Origin of the sequence: Methyloversatilis sp. (assembly GCF_030696805.1) — a bacterium.
Lineage (GTDB): Bacteria > Pseudomonadota > Gammaproteobacteria > Burkholderiales > Rhodocyclaceae > Methyloversatilis.
Genome location: NZ_JAUYRO010000039.1, coordinates 63550 through 81918 on the forward strand (window position 1 = coordinate 63550; position 18369 = coordinate 81918).

12 protein-coding genes, 1 tRNA gene, 1 other RNA gene and 1 pseudogene are annotated in these 18369 nt (G+C 63.3%); 6 read left to right on the plus strand and 9 right to left on the minus strand.

Annotated elements, in window-relative coordinates; all coding sequences use genetic code 11:
* Nucleotides 1–1086, minus strand: a complete 1086-nt coding sequence (gene serC / locus Q8R75_RS06640) for a 3-phosphoserine/phosphohydroxythreonine transaminase (RefSeq protein ID WP_305614362.1) — start codon at nt 1084–1086, stop codon at nt 1–3.
* A gap of 7 nt (nt 1087–1093) precedes the next feature.
* Nucleotides 1094–3712 carry a DNA gyrase subunit A gene (gene gyrA / locus Q8R75_RS06645; protein WP_305626494.1) on the minus strand — a complete coding sequence of 873 codons (2619 nt, stop codon included), beginning with the start codon at nt 3710–3712 and terminating at the stop codon, nt 1094–1096.
* Nucleotides 3713–3902: 190 nt separating this feature from the next.
* Here gyrA and Q8R75_RS06650 point away from each other — a divergent pair, with 190 nt between their 5' ends.
* The 5 genes from Q8R75_RS06650 to ssrA all read left to right on the plus strand — a co-directional run bounded on the left by Q8R75_RS06650 (nt 3903) and on the right by ssrA (nt 7988).
* The gene (locus tag Q8R75_RS06650; protein ID WP_305615803.1) at nt 3903–5234 is read left to right on the plus strand and encodes a TRZ/ATZ family hydrolase; all 1332 of its coding nucleotides are present in this window, start codon (nt 3903–3905) and stop codon (nt 5232–5234) included.
* A 138-nt stretch (nt 5235–5372) separates the two neighbouring features.
* A complete protein-coding gene (locus Q8R75_RS06655; RefSeq protein ID WP_305615794.1) occupies nt 5373–6113 on the plus strand; it encodes an OmpA family protein in 741 nt (246 codons plus the stop codon).
* 121 nt (nt 6114–6234) lie between these two features.
* A complete protein-coding gene (gene ubiG / locus Q8R75_RS06660) occupies nt 6235–6942 on the plus strand; it encodes a bifunctional 2-polyprenyl-6-hydroxyphenol methylase/3-demethylubiquinol 3-O-methyltransferase UbiG (RefSeq protein WP_305615792.1) in 708 nt (235 codons plus the stop codon).
* The gene (locus Q8R75_RS06665) at nt 6935–7594 is read left to right on the plus strand and encodes an HAD-IA family hydrolase (protein ID WP_305615790.1); all 660 of its coding nucleotides are present in this window, start codon (nt 6935–6937) and stop codon (nt 7592–7594) included. The genes ubiG and Q8R75_RS06665 overlap by 8 nt, the downstream gene beginning before the upstream one ends.
* Before the next feature lie 31 nt (nt 7595–7625).
* Nucleotides 7626–7988: a transfer-messenger RNA gene (gene ssrA / locus Q8R75_RS06670) on the plus strand.
* 66 nt (nt 7989–8054) lie between these two features.
* Here the strand turns inward: ssrA and Q8R75_RS06675 are convergent.
* The 3 genes and pseudogenes from Q8R75_RS06675 to htpX form a co-directional block, all read right to left on the minus strand.
* Complete coding sequence (locus Q8R75_RS06675) at nt 8055–10487, minus strand: EAL domain-containing protein (protein ID WP_305615788.1); 2433 nt, start codon at nt 10485–10487, stop codon at nt 8055–8057.
* A gap of 277 nt (nt 10488–10764) precedes the next feature.
* Nucleotides 10765–11763 (minus strand): annotated as a pseudogene (locus Q8R75_RS06680) (DUF533 domain-containing protein); the annotation flags it as partial.
* A 34-nt stretch (nt 11764–11797) separates the two neighbouring features.
* The gene (htpX, locus tag Q8R75_RS06685) at nt 11798–12673 is read right to left on the minus strand and encodes a protease HtpX (RefSeq protein ID WP_305615787.1); all 876 of its coding nucleotides are present in this window, start codon (nt 12671–12673) and stop codon (nt 11798–11800) included.
* Nucleotides 12674–12985: 312 nt separating this feature from the next.
* On the opposite strand from htpX, the gene Q8R75_RS06690 reads away from it, so the two are divergent.
* Complete coding sequence (locus Q8R75_RS06690; RefSeq protein ID WP_305615786.1) at nt 12986–14122, plus strand: hypothetical protein; 1137 nt, start codon at nt 12986–12988, stop codon at nt 14120–14122.
* Nucleotides 14123–14149: 27 nt separating this feature from the next.
* Here Q8R75_RS06690 and Q8R75_RS06695 read toward each other — a convergent pair whose 3' ends face one another.
* From Q8R75_RS06695 to cysN, 4 genes are all read right to left on the minus strand, one after another.
* Nucleotides 14150–15106, minus strand: coding sequence for a tRNA-dihydrouridine synthase family protein (locus Q8R75_RS06695; RefSeq protein ID WP_305615801.1), 957 nt, complete (start codon nt 15104–15106; stop codon nt 14150–14152).
* Nucleotides 15107–15280: 174 nt separating this feature from the next.
* Nucleotides 15281–15365 (minus strand) — tRNA-Leu (locus tag Q8R75_RS06700).
* Between the two features lie 78 nt (nt 15366–15443).
* A complete protein-coding gene (gene selD / locus Q8R75_RS06705; protein ID WP_305615785.1) occupies nt 15444–16526 on the minus strand; it encodes a selenide, water dikinase SelD in 1083 nt (360 codons plus the stop codon).
* A gap of 195 nt (nt 16527–16721) precedes the next feature.
* On the minus strand, nt 16722–18369 hold a 1648-nt coding region (gene cysN / locus Q8R75_RS06710), incomplete at its 5' end, for a sulfate adenylyltransferase subunit CysN (protein WP_305626497.1).

Genomic DNA, 18369 nt, shown 5'->3' on the forward strand with positions numbered 1-18369 from the left:
TCAACCATACCTGCGTTCAAATTCAGTCATGTAGTCGGCCAGTGCCCGCGCACCGTCGAGCGGCATTGCGTTGTACAGCGAGGCGCGCACACCGCCCACCGCGCGATGCCCCTTCAGGTTGATCAGCCCGCGCCGGCGCGCCCCATCGAGAAAGCGTGTTTCCAGCCGCGGCTCGCGGAGGAAGAACGGTATGTTCATGCGCGAACGCGACCCGGGCTGGATGCGATTCGCATACAGCTTCGAGCCATCGAGCACGTCGTAGATCCGCGAAGACTTTGCCGCATTCTCGCGCTGCATCGCCGCGACGCCACCCACCTTCTTCAGGTGCTCGAACACCAGTCCGGCAACCCAGATCATGAACGCCGCAGGCGTGTTGTACATCGAATCCCACTCGACGTGGCGCGCATAGTTCATCACCGATGGCACCGCAGCGCGTGCGCGGTGCAGCAGGTCATCGCGCACGATCACGATTGCCAGCCCGGCCGGGCCGATGTTCTTCTGCGCGCCGGCATAGATCAGTCCGAAGCGCGACACATCCAGCGGGCGCGACAGGATGTTGGACGACATGTCCGCCACCAGCGGGACGCTGCCAGTATCCGGATAGTCGGCAAATTCGACGCCGCCTATCGTTTCATTGGCGCAGATGTGCACATAGGCGGCCTGCGGATCCAGTTGCCAGTTCGCGGCCTCGGGCACGCGATCGAATTCGCTTGCGGCCGCGCTGGCGGCGATGCGTACATTAACCAGCGGTGCGGCTTCCGCCATCGCCTTGTCGGACCAGTAACCTGTGTGGATGTAATCCGCGCTCTGGCCCTCCCGCGCGAGGTTCAGCGGCACCATCGCAAAATGCGGTGTGGCACCGCCGTGCAGGAACAGCACGTGGTGAGAATCCGGAATCGCGAGCAGTTCGCGCAGGTCGGATTTGGCGCGGGCGAGAATATCGGCAAACGGTTCGCTGCGATGCCCCAACTCAAGCGCCGAGTAGCCGCCCCCGCCAAAATCCTGCCACTCGCGCGCAATCCGCTCGATCACCGGGTCCGGCATCATCGCCGGCCCAGCCCCGAAGTTGTACGCGCGGGTGCCCATGTCAGACCTATTCCGCGCCCTCACCACCGGCATCGGCCTCACCGGCGGACTCGGACTCTGACTCGGCGTCAGAATCGACGTCGGCTTCGCTGTCGCTTTCGATCACCTTCTCAACGCCCGCAAGGCGGGTTCCGCCATCAAGGTTGATCAGCGTGACGCCCTGAGTCGAACGGCCCATTTCGCGGATGTCCTCCACCCGGGTGCGGATCAGCACACCGCCAGTCGAAATCAGCATGATTTCGTCGCGGGTATCGACCAGCACTGCACCGACCACCGCGCCGTTGCGCTCGCTCGACGCGATCGCCATGACGCCCTTGGTGCCGCGGCCATGCTTCGGATACTCGGTCACACGGGTACGCTTGCCGTAACCATTTTCAGTTGCGGTCAGCACGCTCAGTTCGTCGTTCTTCGACACCAGCATGCAGATCACGCTCTGACCGCCTTCGATCATCATCCCGCGCACGCCACGCGCAGTGCGGCCCATCGGACGCACATCAGCCTCCGCGAATCTCACGGCCTTGCCGGCATCGGAGAACAGCATGATGTCGTCGGTGCCGTCAGTGATCGCAACGCCGATCAGCACGTCGCCCTCGTCCAGATCCACGGCGATGATGCCGGCCTTGCGCGGGTTGCCGAAATCCGACAACGGCGTCTTCTTGACCGTGCCGCGGCCGGTCGCCATGAAGATGTAGTGGTTTTCGTCGAATTCCCTGACCGGCAGCACCGCGGTGATCTTCTCGCCCTCCATCAGCGGGAACAGATTCACGATGGGTTTGCCGCGCGAGTTGCGCGAACCTTCCGGCGCTTCATACACCTTGAGCCAATAGACGCGCCCGCGGCTGGAGAAGCACAGGATGTAATCATGCGTGTTGGCAATGAACAGCTGGTCGACGAAATCGTCTTCCTTCACCGCGGCCGCCTGCTTGCCGCGACCGCCGCGGCGCTGCGAACGGTAGTCTGCCAGCGGCTGGCGCTTGAAGTAGCCGCCGTGCGACAGCGTGACAACCATGTCCTGCTGGGCGATCAGGTCCTCGATGCCCAGATCCTGGGTGTGCGTGACGATTTCCGAACGGCGGCCGTCTGCGAACTGGTCGCGGATCTGGCGCAGCTCGTCGGAAATGATCCAGTTGATGCGTTCCGGGCGGGCGAGGATGTCGAGCAGGTCGATGATCTGCGCGATCACCTCCTTGTATTCCGACATGATCTTTTCCTGCTCCAGCCCGGTCAGGCGGGCCAGTTGCATGTCCAGAATCGCTTTGGCCTGCGCGTCCGACATGCGGTAGCCGTCGGCAAATGACCCATAAGCGGCATCGAGACCGTCCGGACGGAACGCTTCGGCGCCGGCGCGAGCGAGCATTTCGTCGACCAGCGGTGACTTCCAGGGGCGCGACATCAGCGCGACCTGCGCTTCGGCGCGCGATGCTGAGGCCTTGATCAGCGCGATGATTTCATCGATGTTCGACAGCGCGACCGCCAGTCCTTCCAGCACATGACCCCGCTCGCGCGCTTTGCGCAACTCGAACACGGTACGGCGCGTGATCACCTCGCGCCGGTGCGACAGGAAGCAGTCCAGCATTTCGCGCAGGTTCAGCAGGCGCGGGCGACCATCGACCAGCGCCACCATGTTCATGCCGAAGGTGTCTTGCAGCTGCGTGAGCTTGTACAGGTTGTTCAGGATGACTTCCGGCACTTCGTTGCGCTTGAGTTCAACCACCACGCGCATGCCGGACTTGTCCGACTCGTCGCGGATGTCGGAAATGCCTTCAATACGCTTTTCGTTCACCAGCTCGGCAATGCGCTCGAGCAGGGTCTTCTTGTTAACCTGATAGGGCAGCTCGTCGACGATGATGGCTTGCCTGCTGCCGCGATCGATGTCCTCGAAGTGCGTGCGGGCGCGCATGACGACTCGGCCGCGGCCGGTCAGGTAGCCCTCGCGCACACCGGTCAAGCCGTAAATAAATCCGCTGGTCGGAAAATCGGGGGCCTGCACGATGTCGATCAGCTGTTCGATCGTCGTTTCCGGCTCTTTCAGCAGCAACTGGCAAGCGTCGAGTACTTCGCCCAGGTTGTGCGGCGGAATGTTGGTCGCCATGCCGACCGCGATGCCGGCGCTGCCATTGATCAACAGGTTCGGGATGCGGCTGGGCAATACCAGCGGCTCCTGCTCCTTGCCGTCGTAATTCGGTCCGAAATCGACAGTTTCCTTGTCGATGTCGGCCAGCAGTTCTGCAGCAATCTTGTCGAGCCGGCACTCGGTGTAGCGCATTGCCGCGGCGTTATCGCCGTCTACCGATCCGAAATTGCCCTGCCCGTCGATCAGCGTGTAGCGCAGCGAGAAGTCCTGCGCCATGCGCACCAGCGTGTCGTAAATCGCCGAGTCGCCATGCGGATGGTATTTACCCATAACGTCGCCGACGACACGGGCACACTTCACATAGGGCCGGTTCCACTGGATGTTCGCCTCGTGCATTGCGAACAGCACCCGGCGATGTACCGGTTTGAGGCCGTCGCGCACATCGGGCAGCGCGCGGCCAACGATTACGCTCATCGCGTAATCGAGGTAGGAATGCCGCATTTCGTCTTCGAGCGAAATGGGCAGCGTTTCCTTGGCGAAAGAAATGGTCATCTGAGGGCGGGAGGCGGACGGCGGCTGTCGTTGTATGAAACCAGTCAGACGGCTTGCTGTCTGTGCAGGCGGTTTGTGCAGCCAAACCGCAAGTTTAACATGCGGTTGCACTCACCCCGGGGCCGCCGCACGTCACCCGGACAGACTAGACTCTGCCGAATCGCACCGACCTCGCCACCGCCCGCCACCCATGCAGACAGCGCAAGCGCACATCGCCATCGACCTGTTGATCGAGGCCCGCTGGATCATTCCGGTCGAACCGGCCGGGGTGGTGCTCGAACATCACGCCGTTGCAGTCAGCAACGGCCGCATCGTTGACCTCCTGCCAGCGGAAGAAGCTCGCCAGCGCTACTTACCGGTCGAACTCCGAACGCTGGACGAGCATGTATTGATTCCGGGCCTGGTCAACGCACACAGTCACGCCGCAATGAATCTGCTGCGAGGCTACGCGGACGACCTGCCGTTGATGCGCTGGCTGAGCGAGCACATATGGCCAGCCGAGCAGGAACACGTGAGCCACGGCTTCGTCCGCGACGGCACCGCGCTGGCCTGCGCTGAAATGCTGCGCGGCGGCATCACCTGCTTCAACGATATGTACTTCTTCCCGGACGCCGCTGCCGAAGCCGCGATCGATATGGGCATGCGCGCCGCCCTGGGCATTGTGGTGATCGAGTTTCCCAGCGCCTGGGCCAGCGACGCCGATCAGTACATCAGCCGAGGGCTCGCAGTGAGGGATCGCTACAAATCCCATCCGCTGCTTCACTTCACACTGTCGCCGCATGCGCCCTACACGGTCTCCGACACCACGTTCGAGCGCATCCGCACTCTGGCCGAGCAACTGGATCTACCCGTCCACATCCACGTGCACGAGACCCAGAGCGAAATCGAGCAGAGCATTGCCCAACACGGGGTGAGGCCGCTTGAACGTCTGCGCCGGCTTGGGCTGATCGGCCCCGGTCTGATCGCGGTGCACGCGGTGCATCTGGACGGCGACGAAATCGCGCTCCTGGCGCGCGAGGGTTCAAGCGTGGCGCACTGCCCCACTTCCAACATGAAACTTGCAAGCGGCGCCGCGCCGGTTGCAGTCATGGCGGAAGCGGGCGTCAATGTCAGCCTGGGTAGCGATGGAGCCGCCAGCAACAATCGGCTAGACTTGTTCCAGGAAATGCGCCAGGCAGGGCTTCTTGCCAAATTGACGACCGGCGATGCAGCTGCGTTGCCGGCGTTTCAGTTGTTGCATATGGCAACACTGGGTGGCGCGCGCGCACTCGGTCTGGATCACCTCATCGGATCGATCAGCCAGGGCAAGTCGGCCGATCTCTGCGCAGTGGCCTTCGACGCAATGGAAACGCTGCCCTGTTACGCGCCCCTTTCGCACATCGTCTACGCCGCCGGTCGGGAACATGTCAGCGAAGTATGGGTCGCAGGGCAAGCCCGGGTCAGCCGTGGCATTCTGTTGCACCCGCACAACAACGAATTGAAGGCGCGCGGGCGGCTGTGGCAAACTAAGGTGATTGAATAACGGCTTGCCGCTGCCGTTCTGGCGGATATCGCTGGTAATCGTGGTTTCAGCAAAGAATTTGCGGGCGTTTCGACCGGAATCTTGCGAATCCATGGAAGGTCCGATTTACAACCGATTCAAGTCTCATATGAGGGGATCATGCTAAAACAACTGACGCAAAAACCGCTGCTCATCGCTCTGCTTGCCGCTTCCGCCGGCTTTGCTTCGAATGCATTCGCGGCTGAAGACATCAAGGTCGACCCGAAAATCCAGGCCCACGTCCCGTACGTGATCGACAGCCGCGGCGTTGTTGTTCGCAGCGCAACCGGCCTGTGCTGGAGAACCGGATTCTGGACACCGGCCTACGCCGCGTCAGTGCCTGCAGTCGGCTGCGCCTGCGACAAGGACCTGCTGCCGAAGGATGTTTGCGAGCCGCCCGCTCCGGTTGCTGCCCCGGCACCGAAGGCCGAACCGGCACCGGCTCCGGCACCGGCACCGAAGCCCGCCGCGCAGAAGATCACCCTGTCGGCTGACGCCCTTTTCGACTTCGACAAGGCTGTGCTGCGCCAAGAAGGCAAGGACAAGATTGACGACGTGGTCAGCAAGCTCGGTTCCATCGATCTTGAAGTGATCATTGCCGTCGGCCACGCGGACCGCATCGGCAAGGAAAAGTACAACCAGACGCTGTCCGAGAAGCGCGCAGCTGCGGTCAAGGACTACATCGTCAGCAAGGGCGTCGAAGCCAACCGTGTTTACACGGAAGGCAAGGGCGAATCGCAGCCGGTCACGGGCGATGCCTGCATGAAGATGGGCGCCGAAAACTTCCGCAACAAGAAGCTGGTGAATTGTCTCCAGCCTGACCGTCGCGTAGATATCGAAATCATCGGCACCCAGAAGTAAGCGGGTTCCCTTGATGTGAAAAGCCCTGCACTCGTGCAGGGCTTTTTTTCGCCTGGCTTTTCCCGAGGCTGCGTATACCATCGTCTGAAACCGATGAACGTCTTGCCTTGTCCATACGCACATGACTACTCAACAGAACGCCGATCCGCTTGAGCTGGAGAAGTTTTCCGAGCTCGCGCACCGCTGGTGGGATCCGGAATCGGAATTTCGCCCGCTGCATGAAATCAACCCTCTACGCCTCGACTGGATAGACCGCTGCGTCGGCGTCGCTGGCAAGCAAGTACTCGACGTTGGTTGCGGCGGTGGCATCCTGTCGGAAAGCATGGCAGCGCGCGGCGCTGCCGTGACCGGCATCGATCTCAGCGAAAAGGCGCTGTCGGTCGCGCGCCTGCATTTGCTGGAAAGCGGCCGCAACGTACAGTACGTACTCGAGTCCGCTGAAGACCACGCACGACATAATGCCGGCCAGTACGATGTGGTTACCTGCATGGAAATGCTGGAACACGTGCCCGATCCGGCGAGCACGATACGCGCCTGCGCAACGATGGTGCGTCCGGGCGGCACAGTGTTCTTCTCGACGCTCAACCGCAACCCGAAGTCCTGGCTGTTCGCCATCGTCGGTGCGGAATATGTCCTGCGTCTGTTGCCGCGCGGTACGCACGAATACGAAAAATTCATCAAGCCGTCCGAACTCGCACAGGACGCGCGAGCGGCAGGGCTGCGTGAAGCCGAGCTGATGGGGATGAGTTACAACCCGCTTACCAAGGTGTATTCGCTCGGCCGCGACACCTCAGTCAATTACCTGATGCGATGCGTGCGCGATGAATGAATTGCGCACGCGTGGTGTGTTGTTCGATCTGGACGGCACGCTGGCCGACACTGCTCCGGACCTCGGCGCTGCGCTGAACCGGCTGCGCAGCGAATCCGGCCTGCCCGAACTGCCACCGGAAGTATTGCGGCCGCACACTTCGGCAGGCGCACGCGGGCTGATCGGCGCTGGATTCCGGATCACCCCCGACGACGAGCGCTATGCCGCACTCGCCAGTCGGTTTCTGGCTATTTACGAAACCGCGCTATGCGTGCAAACCCGCTTGTTTGAAGGCATGGGTGAAGTTTTGACCCGACTCGAACTTGCCAGCCTGCCCTGGGGCGTCGTCACGAACAAGGCAGCTCGCTTCACGCTGCCGTTGATGCGCGAACTCGGTCTGCACGAACGCGCATCCAGCATTGTCAGCGGCGACAGCGTCCCCGTACCGAAACCGGATCCTGCAGGCCTGAAGCTGGCAGCAGAAGAGCTGGAGGTCGACCCCGCGCGCTGCATATACGTCGGTGATGACGTACGCGATATCGAGGCCGGGCGAGCCGCCGGCATGCGCACCGTCACGGCCGCCTTCGGCTACCTCGGCAGCGGCGCGCACTACCGCGACTGGGGCGCCGACCACATCATCCACCACCCGCTCGAACTGCTCACTCTCTTGTAATCATCTCCGGGTGGTACCATATAGGTGCTGAGGGGGCGACCTGGTCTCGACGTGGGTCGCGAAGCAGCGCAGGGCATACCGAGGGTCGGAGTACCTCGTAAATCCAACCGAAAATTAGATAGTCGCCAACGACGAATCTTACGCTCTGGCCGCTTAAGGCCGGACGCTGCACCGACTGATTAGCGGGTCGGGCCGGGCAACCGGTCGCAGCGCCATTAACAGCTAAAGTAAGGATGCACTCCGCCGTGTGGTGCATCACGAAAATCAAGCGGATCGCCTTTCATCAGCCTGCCGGGCCGGCGGATGACGGGTTAGACCAAATGGCCAGGCTAAGTATGTAGAACTGTCTGTGTAGGGCTTGCGGACGCGGGTTCGATTCCCGCCGCCTCCACCAATCGAACGATAACCCACTGATTCGTCAGTGGGTTTTTCGTTTCTACAGTCTTTGAGGACGGTTTGCTCACGTCGGTATATCGCAGGCTGGTGCGTGGTCCGCCGCATCCATCGGCGCATTAACCGCTGCGCCATTGCGTTCGCGCACCACCCGCATGAAGGCAGACGCGTCACAGGGGCGCGAAAACAGGAAGCCTTGGTAAGCGTCACAGCCGCGTTTTTCGAGGAAAGCCACCTGGGCGGGAGTTTCGACGCCTTCGGCCACGGTGCGCAGGCCGAGCTTCTGAGCGAGTGCGAGGATGGCGTCCACCAGTACGTCGCCGCTGGCATCGACTTCGATGTCGTGGATGAAGCTGCGGTCGATCTTTAGCGTGCGTACCGGAAACTGCTTGAGCTTGCTGAGTGACGAGTAGCCGGTGCCGAAGTCGTCAATGGACAGATGCACGCCCAGCGCGGAAAGACGGTGCAGGGTTTCGAGTGCCTGATCGACATGCTCCATGATGGAGCTTTCTGTGATCTCCAGATGGAGAAGCGACGCCGGACACTGGCTGTCTGCAAGCGCCTGCGCGACCGATTCATCGAGCGAAGGTACGCTGAACTGGCGTGCCGACAGATTGACGGCCACCGAAATGTCGCCTAGCCCGAACGTCCGCCAGACCTGCGCCTGACGGCAGGCTTCGCGCAGCACCCACTGACCGATCGGCACGATGAGCCCGGTTTCCTCGGCGATCGGTATGAACTGGATCGGCGACACCAGTCCGCGCTGCGGATCCTGCCACCGCACAAGCGCCTCGGCCGAAGTGACCCGGCCGCTGTGAGCGTCGATGATGGGCTGGAAGTGCAGGCGCAACTCGCCCTGATCAAGCGCGCGGCGCAGGCCGGCTTCGACCTGCAGACGTTCGACCATGGCCTGCATCATTTCAGGCGTGAAGAATGCCATGGCGTTCCCGCCCTGGTCCTTGGCGCGATACATCGCGGTATCAGCGTGCTGCAGCAACGCATCCGCAGTCGCGCCGTCACGCGGAAAGACTGCGATGCCCAGGCTGGTCGTGACTGAAAAGACCTGCAGTCCGATCTCGACCGGCGCCGCAAGTGCGCAAAGTATTTTCCGCGCCACAGGCACGATGTGGTCCGCATCGGCCATGTCGGCAAGCACGACGACAAACTCGTCGCCGCCCAGCCGCGCAACGGTGTCGCCCTCGCGCACGCACCGGCTCAGACGACACGCAACTTCCTGCAGCAGCAGGTCGCCCTGGCTGTGCCCCAGACTGTCGTTCACCGTCTTGAACCGGTCGAGGTCCAGCATCAGCACGCCAGCTATGCGATTCACACGTCGCGCGTGGGCCAGTGCATGACCTAGCCGGTCCGTCAGCATGTGCCGATTGGCGAGGCCGGTCAGCGCATCGATGCGCGCCTGTCGCTCCAGCGCCTCGTTGTTGAGGGCAATTTGCTGACGCTGCTGGTCCAGCGAACACGCCATGCGGTCAAGTGCCTGCATGACCTCGCCGAGTTCGCCCCGCGGATACTGCGCGTCGCCCGGGAGGCTGTAATCGCCAGCATCCACCCGCGAGATCGCCTTCATCAGACGCATCGTCTGCCGTCTCACCGCAAACTCACCCAGTAAGGCGGCGCTGGCAAAGATGAGCACCGCCAGCGCAACAAGTGCGCCGAGTGCCCGCCTGAACTGGCCGTCTATCCGTTCGTTCAGATCGGCCTCGGGTACGCTCAGCGCGAGATGCAGATCTGCTGCCGGCGTGCGCGGCAGCGCGGAACGCGCCCAGATGCGAGCGCCCGACCCCGGGTCCAGCGTTTGGGTGCGACCGGGATTGTCCGCCAGCATGAATCGGCGCGGCGCCGGGCCGATATCCATGGCAGCCTGCTGTGCGCCGGGAAAATCCATGACGATGGAGCCGTCATGGTTCCACACCTGGAAATGCATGCGCGCGTAGGGCAGCGCCTTGGCCACCGCGCGGCCATAGGCATCCATGTCGAGCGACGCCAGCAGGATGTAACGCAGTGCACCGTCCGCCGCGCGCACCGGATAGGCGATCTGCAACACCCCTTTACCAGTCAAACGCCCGATCACCGGTTCCACCACCGGGCCATCCGAAGTCAGTGCCTGCCGGAAGTAGCCACGATCATTCAGCTGGAGCGTACGGCCGCTGCGCAGCGAGTCGCAGTGAAGCCGTCCATCCGGCAGGATGGTCAGAATGCCCGTGTATTGGGGATGTTCCTTCAGCACGTCGGCCAGAAAGGCGGAACACGCTGCCTTGTCATCGCTGCCGACGACCGGCACGCGCGCAAGCCCGAAAAGCAACTGGGCCGTGCCGGCGATCCTGTCATCGAGCTCGCCAGCAATAATGTCGGTACGCGCAATGAGCTGCTCGCGTGCCTGCGCAACGATGGTGCTGCGGTTTTCCAGCAAAAGCCAGAGCATGGCGAGCACAGGTAGCACGGATGCCGCCAGTGCCAACAGCAATATGCGCGTACGCAGGCTCACGCCAGAACGCCGCGGGAGATTCGATCCGCCCTCATGCCGTGCACCGCCTCCCTGATCATGGTCCGGAATTCAACTCGTGATCATGATATCGGCCTGAACCTTCAACGCTGAAGATTCAGCGAGGAGGTCTGCCGCAGCGCCGGTGCGCACCCTGGAATACGGGCGGTCGTTCATGGCCGTTCCGGCTTCCGGTCCTGTGATGGCAAAACCCGGATGCCCGCCCGGACAAGTACTTCTTACATACCGGTGACCCTTGACGTGTCAAGCAGATACTCTGTCAGTTGCCTCGAACCATCGCCATCACCCGACCCATGTCCAGTGTTTCGGCCTGCTGCCGAATCTGGGGCAGGTACTGCGCCTGCATCTGCTTCGCCGGCGCGAGCAGGTTCTGGAAGGTATCGCGCAGCATCGCGGTATTCATCACGCGACCGCCAGCGTAATAGCGCTTCGCGAGCTGGCCGAGCGCGTAGGTGGTGGCAAATGAAAACGCCATGCCGGTCGCTGCGCCGCCCAGCTTGCCGAAGGTCTTGCCGGCCGTCTTTCCCAGCAGGCCGCCAAGCAGCTTGCGGCCAAACTGTTCGAGGTATTGCGACGTCAGTCCGACGCCGGCGGCGGCGATGAATTCCCGGATGTGGCCCTGGTCCAGCGTCACACCGTGCGCCTTGCCGATGCCGTAGACCATCTTGACCTGCAGAGGGATGATGGCCATCGAAGCCCAGGACTGCGGCAGCAGCTCCAGCGCACCATTGATGAGCGAATGGTTGAGGATGGATTTGTCGAGTTCGGCCTCGGGTACCGACGACTGGAACACTGTCGTCCCCACAGCCGCAGGTGCCGGCGCCACCGGTCGAGCTGCCACACCGGCGGACACCGGCACCGCCACCTCGCTCGATGCCACGATGGCATCGGCTTCTGCATCAAAGGTGGCCGCCTGCTGAGCATCGATTTGCAGGCGCGCCTTCAGGTCGCCTAGAAAACGCTGTTCCGCTTCGCTCTGCCGGCCATCGGCGTCGCAGACGCACACCGCCATTTCATACGCGAGCTGGCGCTGACCCCGGTCGGTCAATGCGGCAATGCGCGCATCGAGCGATACGCGCCTGAGCAGCACATCCTGATAGACGCGACCGAGATCGGCGCCACCCGCCTCCCCCGAAATGGATTCGGCGATACGGCGGATTTCTTCACGCTCACGGTCATGTTTGCTGCCGTCGGCGAGCGCCGCATGCAATACGACGGCCAGCAGTGCGCTCTGTTCTTCGGGCTTCATGTCTTCACTCCGGTTCGGTTGATCGACTGCATCGCGTGCGCGCTCACTGCGCGGCCTTCAGCGCAGCGATGCGTTCTTCCAGCGGCGGATGCGTCATGAACAGGCGCTTGAGGCCCATGGCACCGCCACCGGCAATACCGAATGCGGCCATCTTGTCGGGCAGTGGCCCCGGATGCATCGCGTTGAGGCGTTCCAGAGCGGCAATCATGTTCTTGCGACCAGCCAGTTGCGCGCCGCCGGTGTCGGCACGGAATTCGCGACGACGCGAAAACCACATGACGATGATGGACGCGAGTACGCCGAGAATCAGCTCCGCCACGATCATCGTGACAAAGAAGGCCGGGCCATGTCCGTTTTCGTTCTTGAACACGACCCGGTCAACCGTGTGGCCGATGACGCGCGACAGAAACATCACGAAGGTATTTACGACGCCCTGGATCAGCGCCAGCGTAACCATATCTCCATTCGCCGCGTGCGCGACTTCGTGGCCGAGCACCGCCTCGGCTTCGGCGCGAGTCATCTGCTGAATCAAGCCGGTCGATACAGCGATGAGCGAACTGTTTTTGCTCATGCCGGTGGCGAAGGCGTTTACATCCGGCGAATCGTAGATGCCGACCTCGGGCATCCTGATGCCGGCTTCTTCCGAATACTTGCGCACGGTTTCATACAGCCAGAACTCGGTCGAGTTGGCTGGCGTCTCGATGACCCGCACGCCCATCGCCCTCTTGGCCGTCCATTTCGAAATGGCGAGCGAGATCAGCGAGCCGCCGAAACCCATCACGGCGGCGAAAATCAGCAATGAGCCGAGGTTGAGCCCGTTCTCGTTCAGGTAGGGCTCGACGCCCAGCAACCGCATGGTGATGGACAGGACCAGCACGATGGCCATGTTGGTGGCGAGGAACAGCAGAACGCGTTTCATGGCGTGAATCTCCTTTTTCTTCGACGGGCAAAGCGCACCGCCTTCGGTGAATCGGCGTGGCGCACCGGGGCGCAACACGTGTCAGTGTCCGATACTAGTGCTGCGTCAAACATCGAACAATACGAACTAGACTACGTTTAACTTCCTTCTTTCAGAAGTTTTGACCACTTGAGAAGATCGGCGCATATCCACGCCGGTCCGGCGCGACAGCCAGGCAGCGTCCGCTGACCGTCGTTCATCCGCCACAACCCGATTTTGCGCCGCAGCATCCGAATGAGCATACTGTGACCTGAACGAAGCCGGAGCGTTTTCATGCCTGTCACTGCTGTCCAGATCCGGGTGCTCGGAGCACTCGTCGCACTTCTCCTTTCCCCGCTCACACGGGCGCTTGACGCACCGCCGCCGCTGAACCTCGATCACCGGCATTTCACCGTATCCGGCCTTTCGTCCGGCGCCGCGATGGCAGTGCAAATGGGCGTGGCGCATTCATCGCGGGTGCGCGGCATCGGCATTGTGTCCGGTCCGCCCTATCTGTGCGCTCAGGGTCTCGTCACCAAGGCAACGAATGACTGCCTGACGCTGGGTCGCACCTGGCTGCGCGAACTTTTCGGGCCGATGTTCGGGCTGTCGTTGTTCAGTTCGGGCGAGCGCGACATCGAACTGCAGGACCTGATCGCCGACACGAAGAAGCTGGCGCAGCGCGACCGCATCGACCCGGTCGCCAACATGGCCGGTCAGCGCATCTGGGAATATCGCGGCAGCGAAGACCGCGTGGTCGGCGCCAAGGCGTCGGCAGCGCAGCACACCTTCTTCCTGCATTTCAACGGCCTGATCGTGCGCGGAGAGCCGCGCGCCACGCCACATACACTGCCGACGAACGATCCGGCCCAGGGCGCGTGCGACGTCAGCGACGAAGACTTTGTCAGCGGCTGTGATTTCGATGCTGCCGGCTTCATGCTGCGCAGCCTGTACAAGAAGCCGCGCGCGCGGGCGGACGACGGCGCCGGCCAGTGGTACGTGCTGCGCCAGGCCGACTACGTTCCGGTCACACCCGGCATGGCCGATCCCGAAGCCGCAATGCGCATGCTGGGTCTGGCCGAATCGGCCCATGTATTCGTGCCCGAACGCTGCCGGGACGAAGAGTGCGGCATCCATGTCGCACTGCACGGTTGCCGGCAGGGCATGACGGACGCAGCCTTCCAGGCTTTCAGCGAAGGTGGGGGCTACACGCGCTGGGCCGGGCCGCTTCGCCTGGTCATGCTGTTTCCGCGCGTGGGCGCGATCAAGCCGCTCGAACGCGGCAACTGGGACAGTGTCGGCAATCCGATGGGCTGCTGGGACTGGTGGGGCTACACGACGCCGACGGACCTGCACGGCTATGCCACGCGCGATGCGCCACAGATACGCACGCTGATGAATATGGTGGACAAACTCGGCAAGGCGGAATAAGCACCGCCTAAAGGCTCAACGAAACGCTCAGGCTGCCAGCGCCTGCGCCGGCCGAACGGCGGCCATCAGGATGCGCTCGATGTCGTCGTTTCCACGCACCGGCCGCAGTTGCTGGTACAGCAACTGCGCCTGCGGATAGGTGCGCCGCAGCAGGTTCAGCCATTGCTTGAGCCGGCCGGCCGCGTGCCGCGCTTCCACATGCCCGAGCACGCGCTGCCAGTACTCAGCCAGCAGCGGCGCGAGTTGCAGCCAGTCCTGCGCCGCCGCGGTCGCTGCTCCACCCCGGATGTGCCGTCGGATGCGTTCGGCCAGCAGCGGGTCGGCTACAGCGCCCCGGCCGAGCATCACGTCACCGAGGCCGCTTTCCGCGCGGCAGCGCAGGTAATCCTCCACCGTCCAGATTTCGCCATTGGCGACCACCGGCACCTTCACCGATTCGGCGATGCGCGCGATCCACGGCCAGTGCGCCGGCGGGCGGTAGCCGTCCGCCTTGGTGCGGGCATGCACAACAATCATCTGCGCGCCCCCATCAGCCAGCGCTTGCGCCGCCTCGATGGCGCGTGCGGTGTCCTTCACGCCGAGCCGCATCTTGGCGGTGAAGGGTACGCGGCCGGCCACCGCACGGCTCACCGCACGGACGATGTCGAACAGCAGTTCCGGCTCGTCGAGCAACACAGCGCCGCCGCGATGGCGGTTCACCGTCGGCGCCGGACAGCCAAAATTCAGATCGATGCCCGCCGGCCTCAGCTGCGCGAGCAGATCGGCGTTGTCGGCGAGGCAGGCCGGATCCGAACCGAGCAATTGCACACGCAGCGGCACGCCACCGGGCGTTTTCGACTGTGCGAGCAGTTCGGGCGCGACCCGCGTGTAGACGCGTGCCGGCAACAGCATATTGGTGACACGGACGAATTCGGTGACGCACCAGTCGTAGTGCGTCGCCTGCGTCACGACTGCACGCAGGCGTGCATCGAGCAGGCCTTCCATCGGCGCAAGCAGCAATCGGGGCGAGGCGGAAGACGGGACGGACATGCGGGGCCGATGGCGCAGACAGGGGCGCGGGATGCTTGAAGGGACTCGATTATCGCCCCATCGGGCGGCCTTGCGCGCGATCAAGCAGTCAGGGATCAGAAGGTAATGCGCACGGCCACGCGCAAACTTTGGTGCCCGGAGCGGGAATCGAACCCGCATGACTTGCGTCGAGGGATTTTAAGTCCCTTGTGTCTACCAGTTTCACCATCCGGGCATTGAGCCGGCCATGCGTCAGCAGTGGCAGGCGACTTCGAAAATAGCATGTGTGCGCACATGACGGCGCGCCGGCCGGTCAGCGCCGCTGCACGCTCAGTCGCGGTGCAGCGCTTTTGCTACCTACCTCGCCGATGACCGCCGGCGCCGAAAAACCGTGGCGTTCGAACACGGCGCAAACGGCATCGACACTTGCCGCCTCGCAAGACACGAGCAGGCCGCCGCTGGTCTGCGGGTCGGTCAGCAGAGCGCGATCTTCGGCAGAGAATCCCTCTGGCAGCATGACTTCGTTGCCGTAGCCGCCCCAGTTGCGACCCGAAGCGCCGGTGACGCAGCCCGCGATCGCAAGCGCCCGTACGCCGTCGAGCAATGGCACCTGCGCCCAGTCGATGCGCAGATCGCAGCCAGCACCGCGCGCCAGTTCGAGCGCATGGCCGGCGAGTCCGAAGCCGGTCACATCGGTCATCGCATGCACGCACGACAGCGCGGCAAGATCGGGGCCGGGCGTATTCAGTTTTGTCGTCGTGGCAATCATGCGCGCGTAGCCGGCGTCATCGAGCACGCCTTTCTTCAGCGCTGCCGACAGGATGCCGACGCCGAGCGGCTTGCCGAGCACCAGCAGATCGCCGGGCCGGGCGTCGGCGTTCCGACGCACTTTCGATGGATGCACCAGACCCATGGCGACCAGACCGTAGATCGCTTCGACCGAATCGATCGTATGGCCGCCCGCCACCGGAATACCGGCGTCGCGGCACGCGCTGGCGCCGCCTTCGAGAATGCGGCCGATGGTGGCGACCGACAGCACGTTGATCGGCATGCCGACCAGCGCCAGCGCCATGATGGGCCGCCCACCCATGGCATAGACATCGCTCAGCGCATTGGTCGCCGCGATGCGCCCGAAGTCGTAGGGGTCATCGACGATGGGCATGAAGAAATCGGTGGTGGCAACCAGTGCCTGTTCGTCGTTCAGCCGATACACCGCCGCGTCGTCCGACGTTTCGATGCCAACCATCAGTTCCGGCGGCAGCGGCATCGCGGGCATGCCGCGCAGGATGTCGGACAGCACACCGGGCGCGATCTTGCAGCCGCAGCCCCCGCCGTGCGACAGCGAGGTCAGGCGGGGTTCTGCGCCTAACGCAGCTGGGGTCGAAGGGGTGTTCATCAGACAATCCGGTGGTTAAAGCTTATAGCGCTGGCGGCGGTGTGGATCCGAGAATCTGCCTCGTTGCCGCTGGACATGGAAAGACCGGACGCAAGGCTCGAGGGGCAAAGAAGCAGCACCGGCAGGATGCTTCCGGGATTTCGTCGCCTGCCCTGACCGGCTTCTTGCCGCGCACGTCCGCGGCAAGAAACCATGTCAGCCCAGCCGCCCTGCCCGGCGCAGCGTTTCGACGATCTGTTCGACCTGCTCTTCGGCGACACCGGCGGGCACCGCCAGCATGCTTCCGGTTTCGTCCAGCGCCGGCTGCGATGAACCGACGGTGACCGTCAGTTCGATGTGTTCACCCGCCGCAATCACCGCACCCAGACTGGGCGGCTGTGCCGACTCGGCATCAATCACGACGATCAGACCGGCGTCGAGCAACAGGCCGGCGATGCGCAGCAGATCGGCGGTCGCAGCCGGAACGGTCAGCGTGTGACGGCCTAGCGACATCAGCTTCTGTTCCAACCGGGTCGCGTCGATGCCTTCGCCGGCCCACAGCAGCAGCGGCGACTGCTGCTTGAGTGCGGCGCGTGCGGCGCGGCCGGCATCGAGTTGCGTCCAGCCGAGATCGCGCTGCTTGGTCCGCGCGCCGTGCAGCAAGCCTGCGCCGACGGTGTTATTGCTCAGGCGGTCGATCAGGATGAAGCTGCCAGTGTCGCGTACCGCTTCATACGGATCGAACGCGATCAGGCGGTCGGTCACCAGCGCAACGCGTCCGATTTCGTTCAGTGCAAGCGAGGCCGCCTCGCCGCGCTCCATCGTGTTCACATTGACGCGGTACTCGATTGCATTGATGGTCGCACCGACGGTGCGCGTGCCGCTCTTCATCAGATAGCTGCGACCGGTGGCAAGCGCTTCGTCGCTCATCCACACCAGCGTGGCGTCGAAGCTGTCGCCGGCGCCGGACGGTTGCGCCGCCGCGACAATGACGTCGCCGCGGCTGCAGTCGATCTCGTCGGTCAGGGTCAGCGTGACCGACTGGCCGGCGACGGCTTCGGTCATGTCGCCACCGGACACGACGATGCGCTCCACCGTGCTGTCTCGACCGGACGGCTGCACGCGGATGCGGTCACCCGGGCGCACCGTGCCCGAAGCGATCAGGCCGGAAAAGCCACGGAAATCGAGATTCGGCCGATTGACCCACTGCACCGGCAGACGGAACGGGCCGCTCTTCTGCACATCGTCGATCGGTACCGTTTCCAGATACTCCATCAAGGTCGGGCCGGCATACCAGGGCGTGCGGTCGCTCTGGTCGATGATGTTGTCGCCCCGGAGCGCCGACATCGGAATGCACAGGATGTCGTTCAGGCCGATCTGCGCCGCAAAAGCGCGGTAGTCACGCTCGATGCGGTCATACACGTCCTGCGCGAAGTCGACCAGATCCATCTTGTTTATCGCGACCACCACGCGCTTGATGCCGATCAGCGAAACCAGGAAGCTGTGGCGGCGCGTCTGCGTCTGCACGCCGTAGCGCGCATCGACCAGGATGATCGCCAGGTCGGCAGTCGACGCACCGGTCACCATGTTTCGCGTGTATTGCTCGTGGCCCGGCGTGTCGGCAACGATGAACTTGCGCCGGTCGGTCGAGAAGAAACGATAGGCCACGTCGATCGTGATGCCCTGCTCGCGCTCGGCCGACAGACCATCCACAAGCAGCGCAAAGTCGAGATCGCCGCCCTGCGTGCCGACCTTTTTCGAGTCGGCTTCGAGCGCAGCAAGCTGGTCTTCGAACAGCATTTTCGATTCGTACAGCAGGCGGCCGATCAGCGTGCTCTTGCCGTCGTCCACGCTGCCGCAGGTG

Bases quoted from the DNA above. Each gene is read 5' to 3' on its own strand.
- serC (WP_305614362.1), bottom strand. From the start codon at position 1,086: ATGGGCACCCGCGCGTACAACTTCGGGGCTGGGCCGGCGATGATGCCG.
- gyrA (WP_305626494.1), bottom strand. From the start codon at position 3,712: ATGACCATTTCTTTCGCCAAGGAAACGCTGCCCATTTCGCTCGAAGAC.
- Q8R75_RS06650 (WP_305615803.1), top strand. From the start codon at position 3,903: ATGCAGACAGCGCAAGCGCACATCGCCATCGACCTGTTGATCGAGGCC.
- Q8R75_RS06655 (WP_305615794.1), top strand. From the start codon at position 5,373: ATGCTAAAACAACTGACGCAAAAACCGCTGCTCATCGCTCTGCTTGCC.
- ubiG (WP_305615792.1), top strand. From the start codon at position 6,235: ATGACTACTCAACAGAACGCCGATCCGCTTGAGCTGGAGAAGTTTTCC.
- Q8R75_RS06665 (WP_305615790.1), top strand. From the start codon at position 6,935: ATGAATGAATTGCGCACGCGTGGTGTGTTGTTCGATCTGGACGGCACG.
- htpX (WP_305615787.1), bottom strand. From the start codon at position 12,673: ATGAAACGCGTTCTGCTGTTCCTCGCCACCAACATGGCCATCGTGCTG.
- Q8R75_RS06690 (WP_305615786.1), top strand. From the start codon at position 12,986: ATGCCTGTCACTGCTGTCCAGATCCGGGTGCTCGGAGCACTCGTCGCA.
- Q8R75_RS06695 (WP_305615801.1), bottom strand. From the start codon at position 15,106: ATGGAAGGCCTGCTCGATGCACGCCTGCGTGCAGTCGTGACGCAGGCG.
- selD (WP_305615785.1), bottom strand. From the start codon at position 16,526: ATGAACACCCCTTCGACCCCAGCTGCGTTAGGCGCAGAACCCCGCCTG.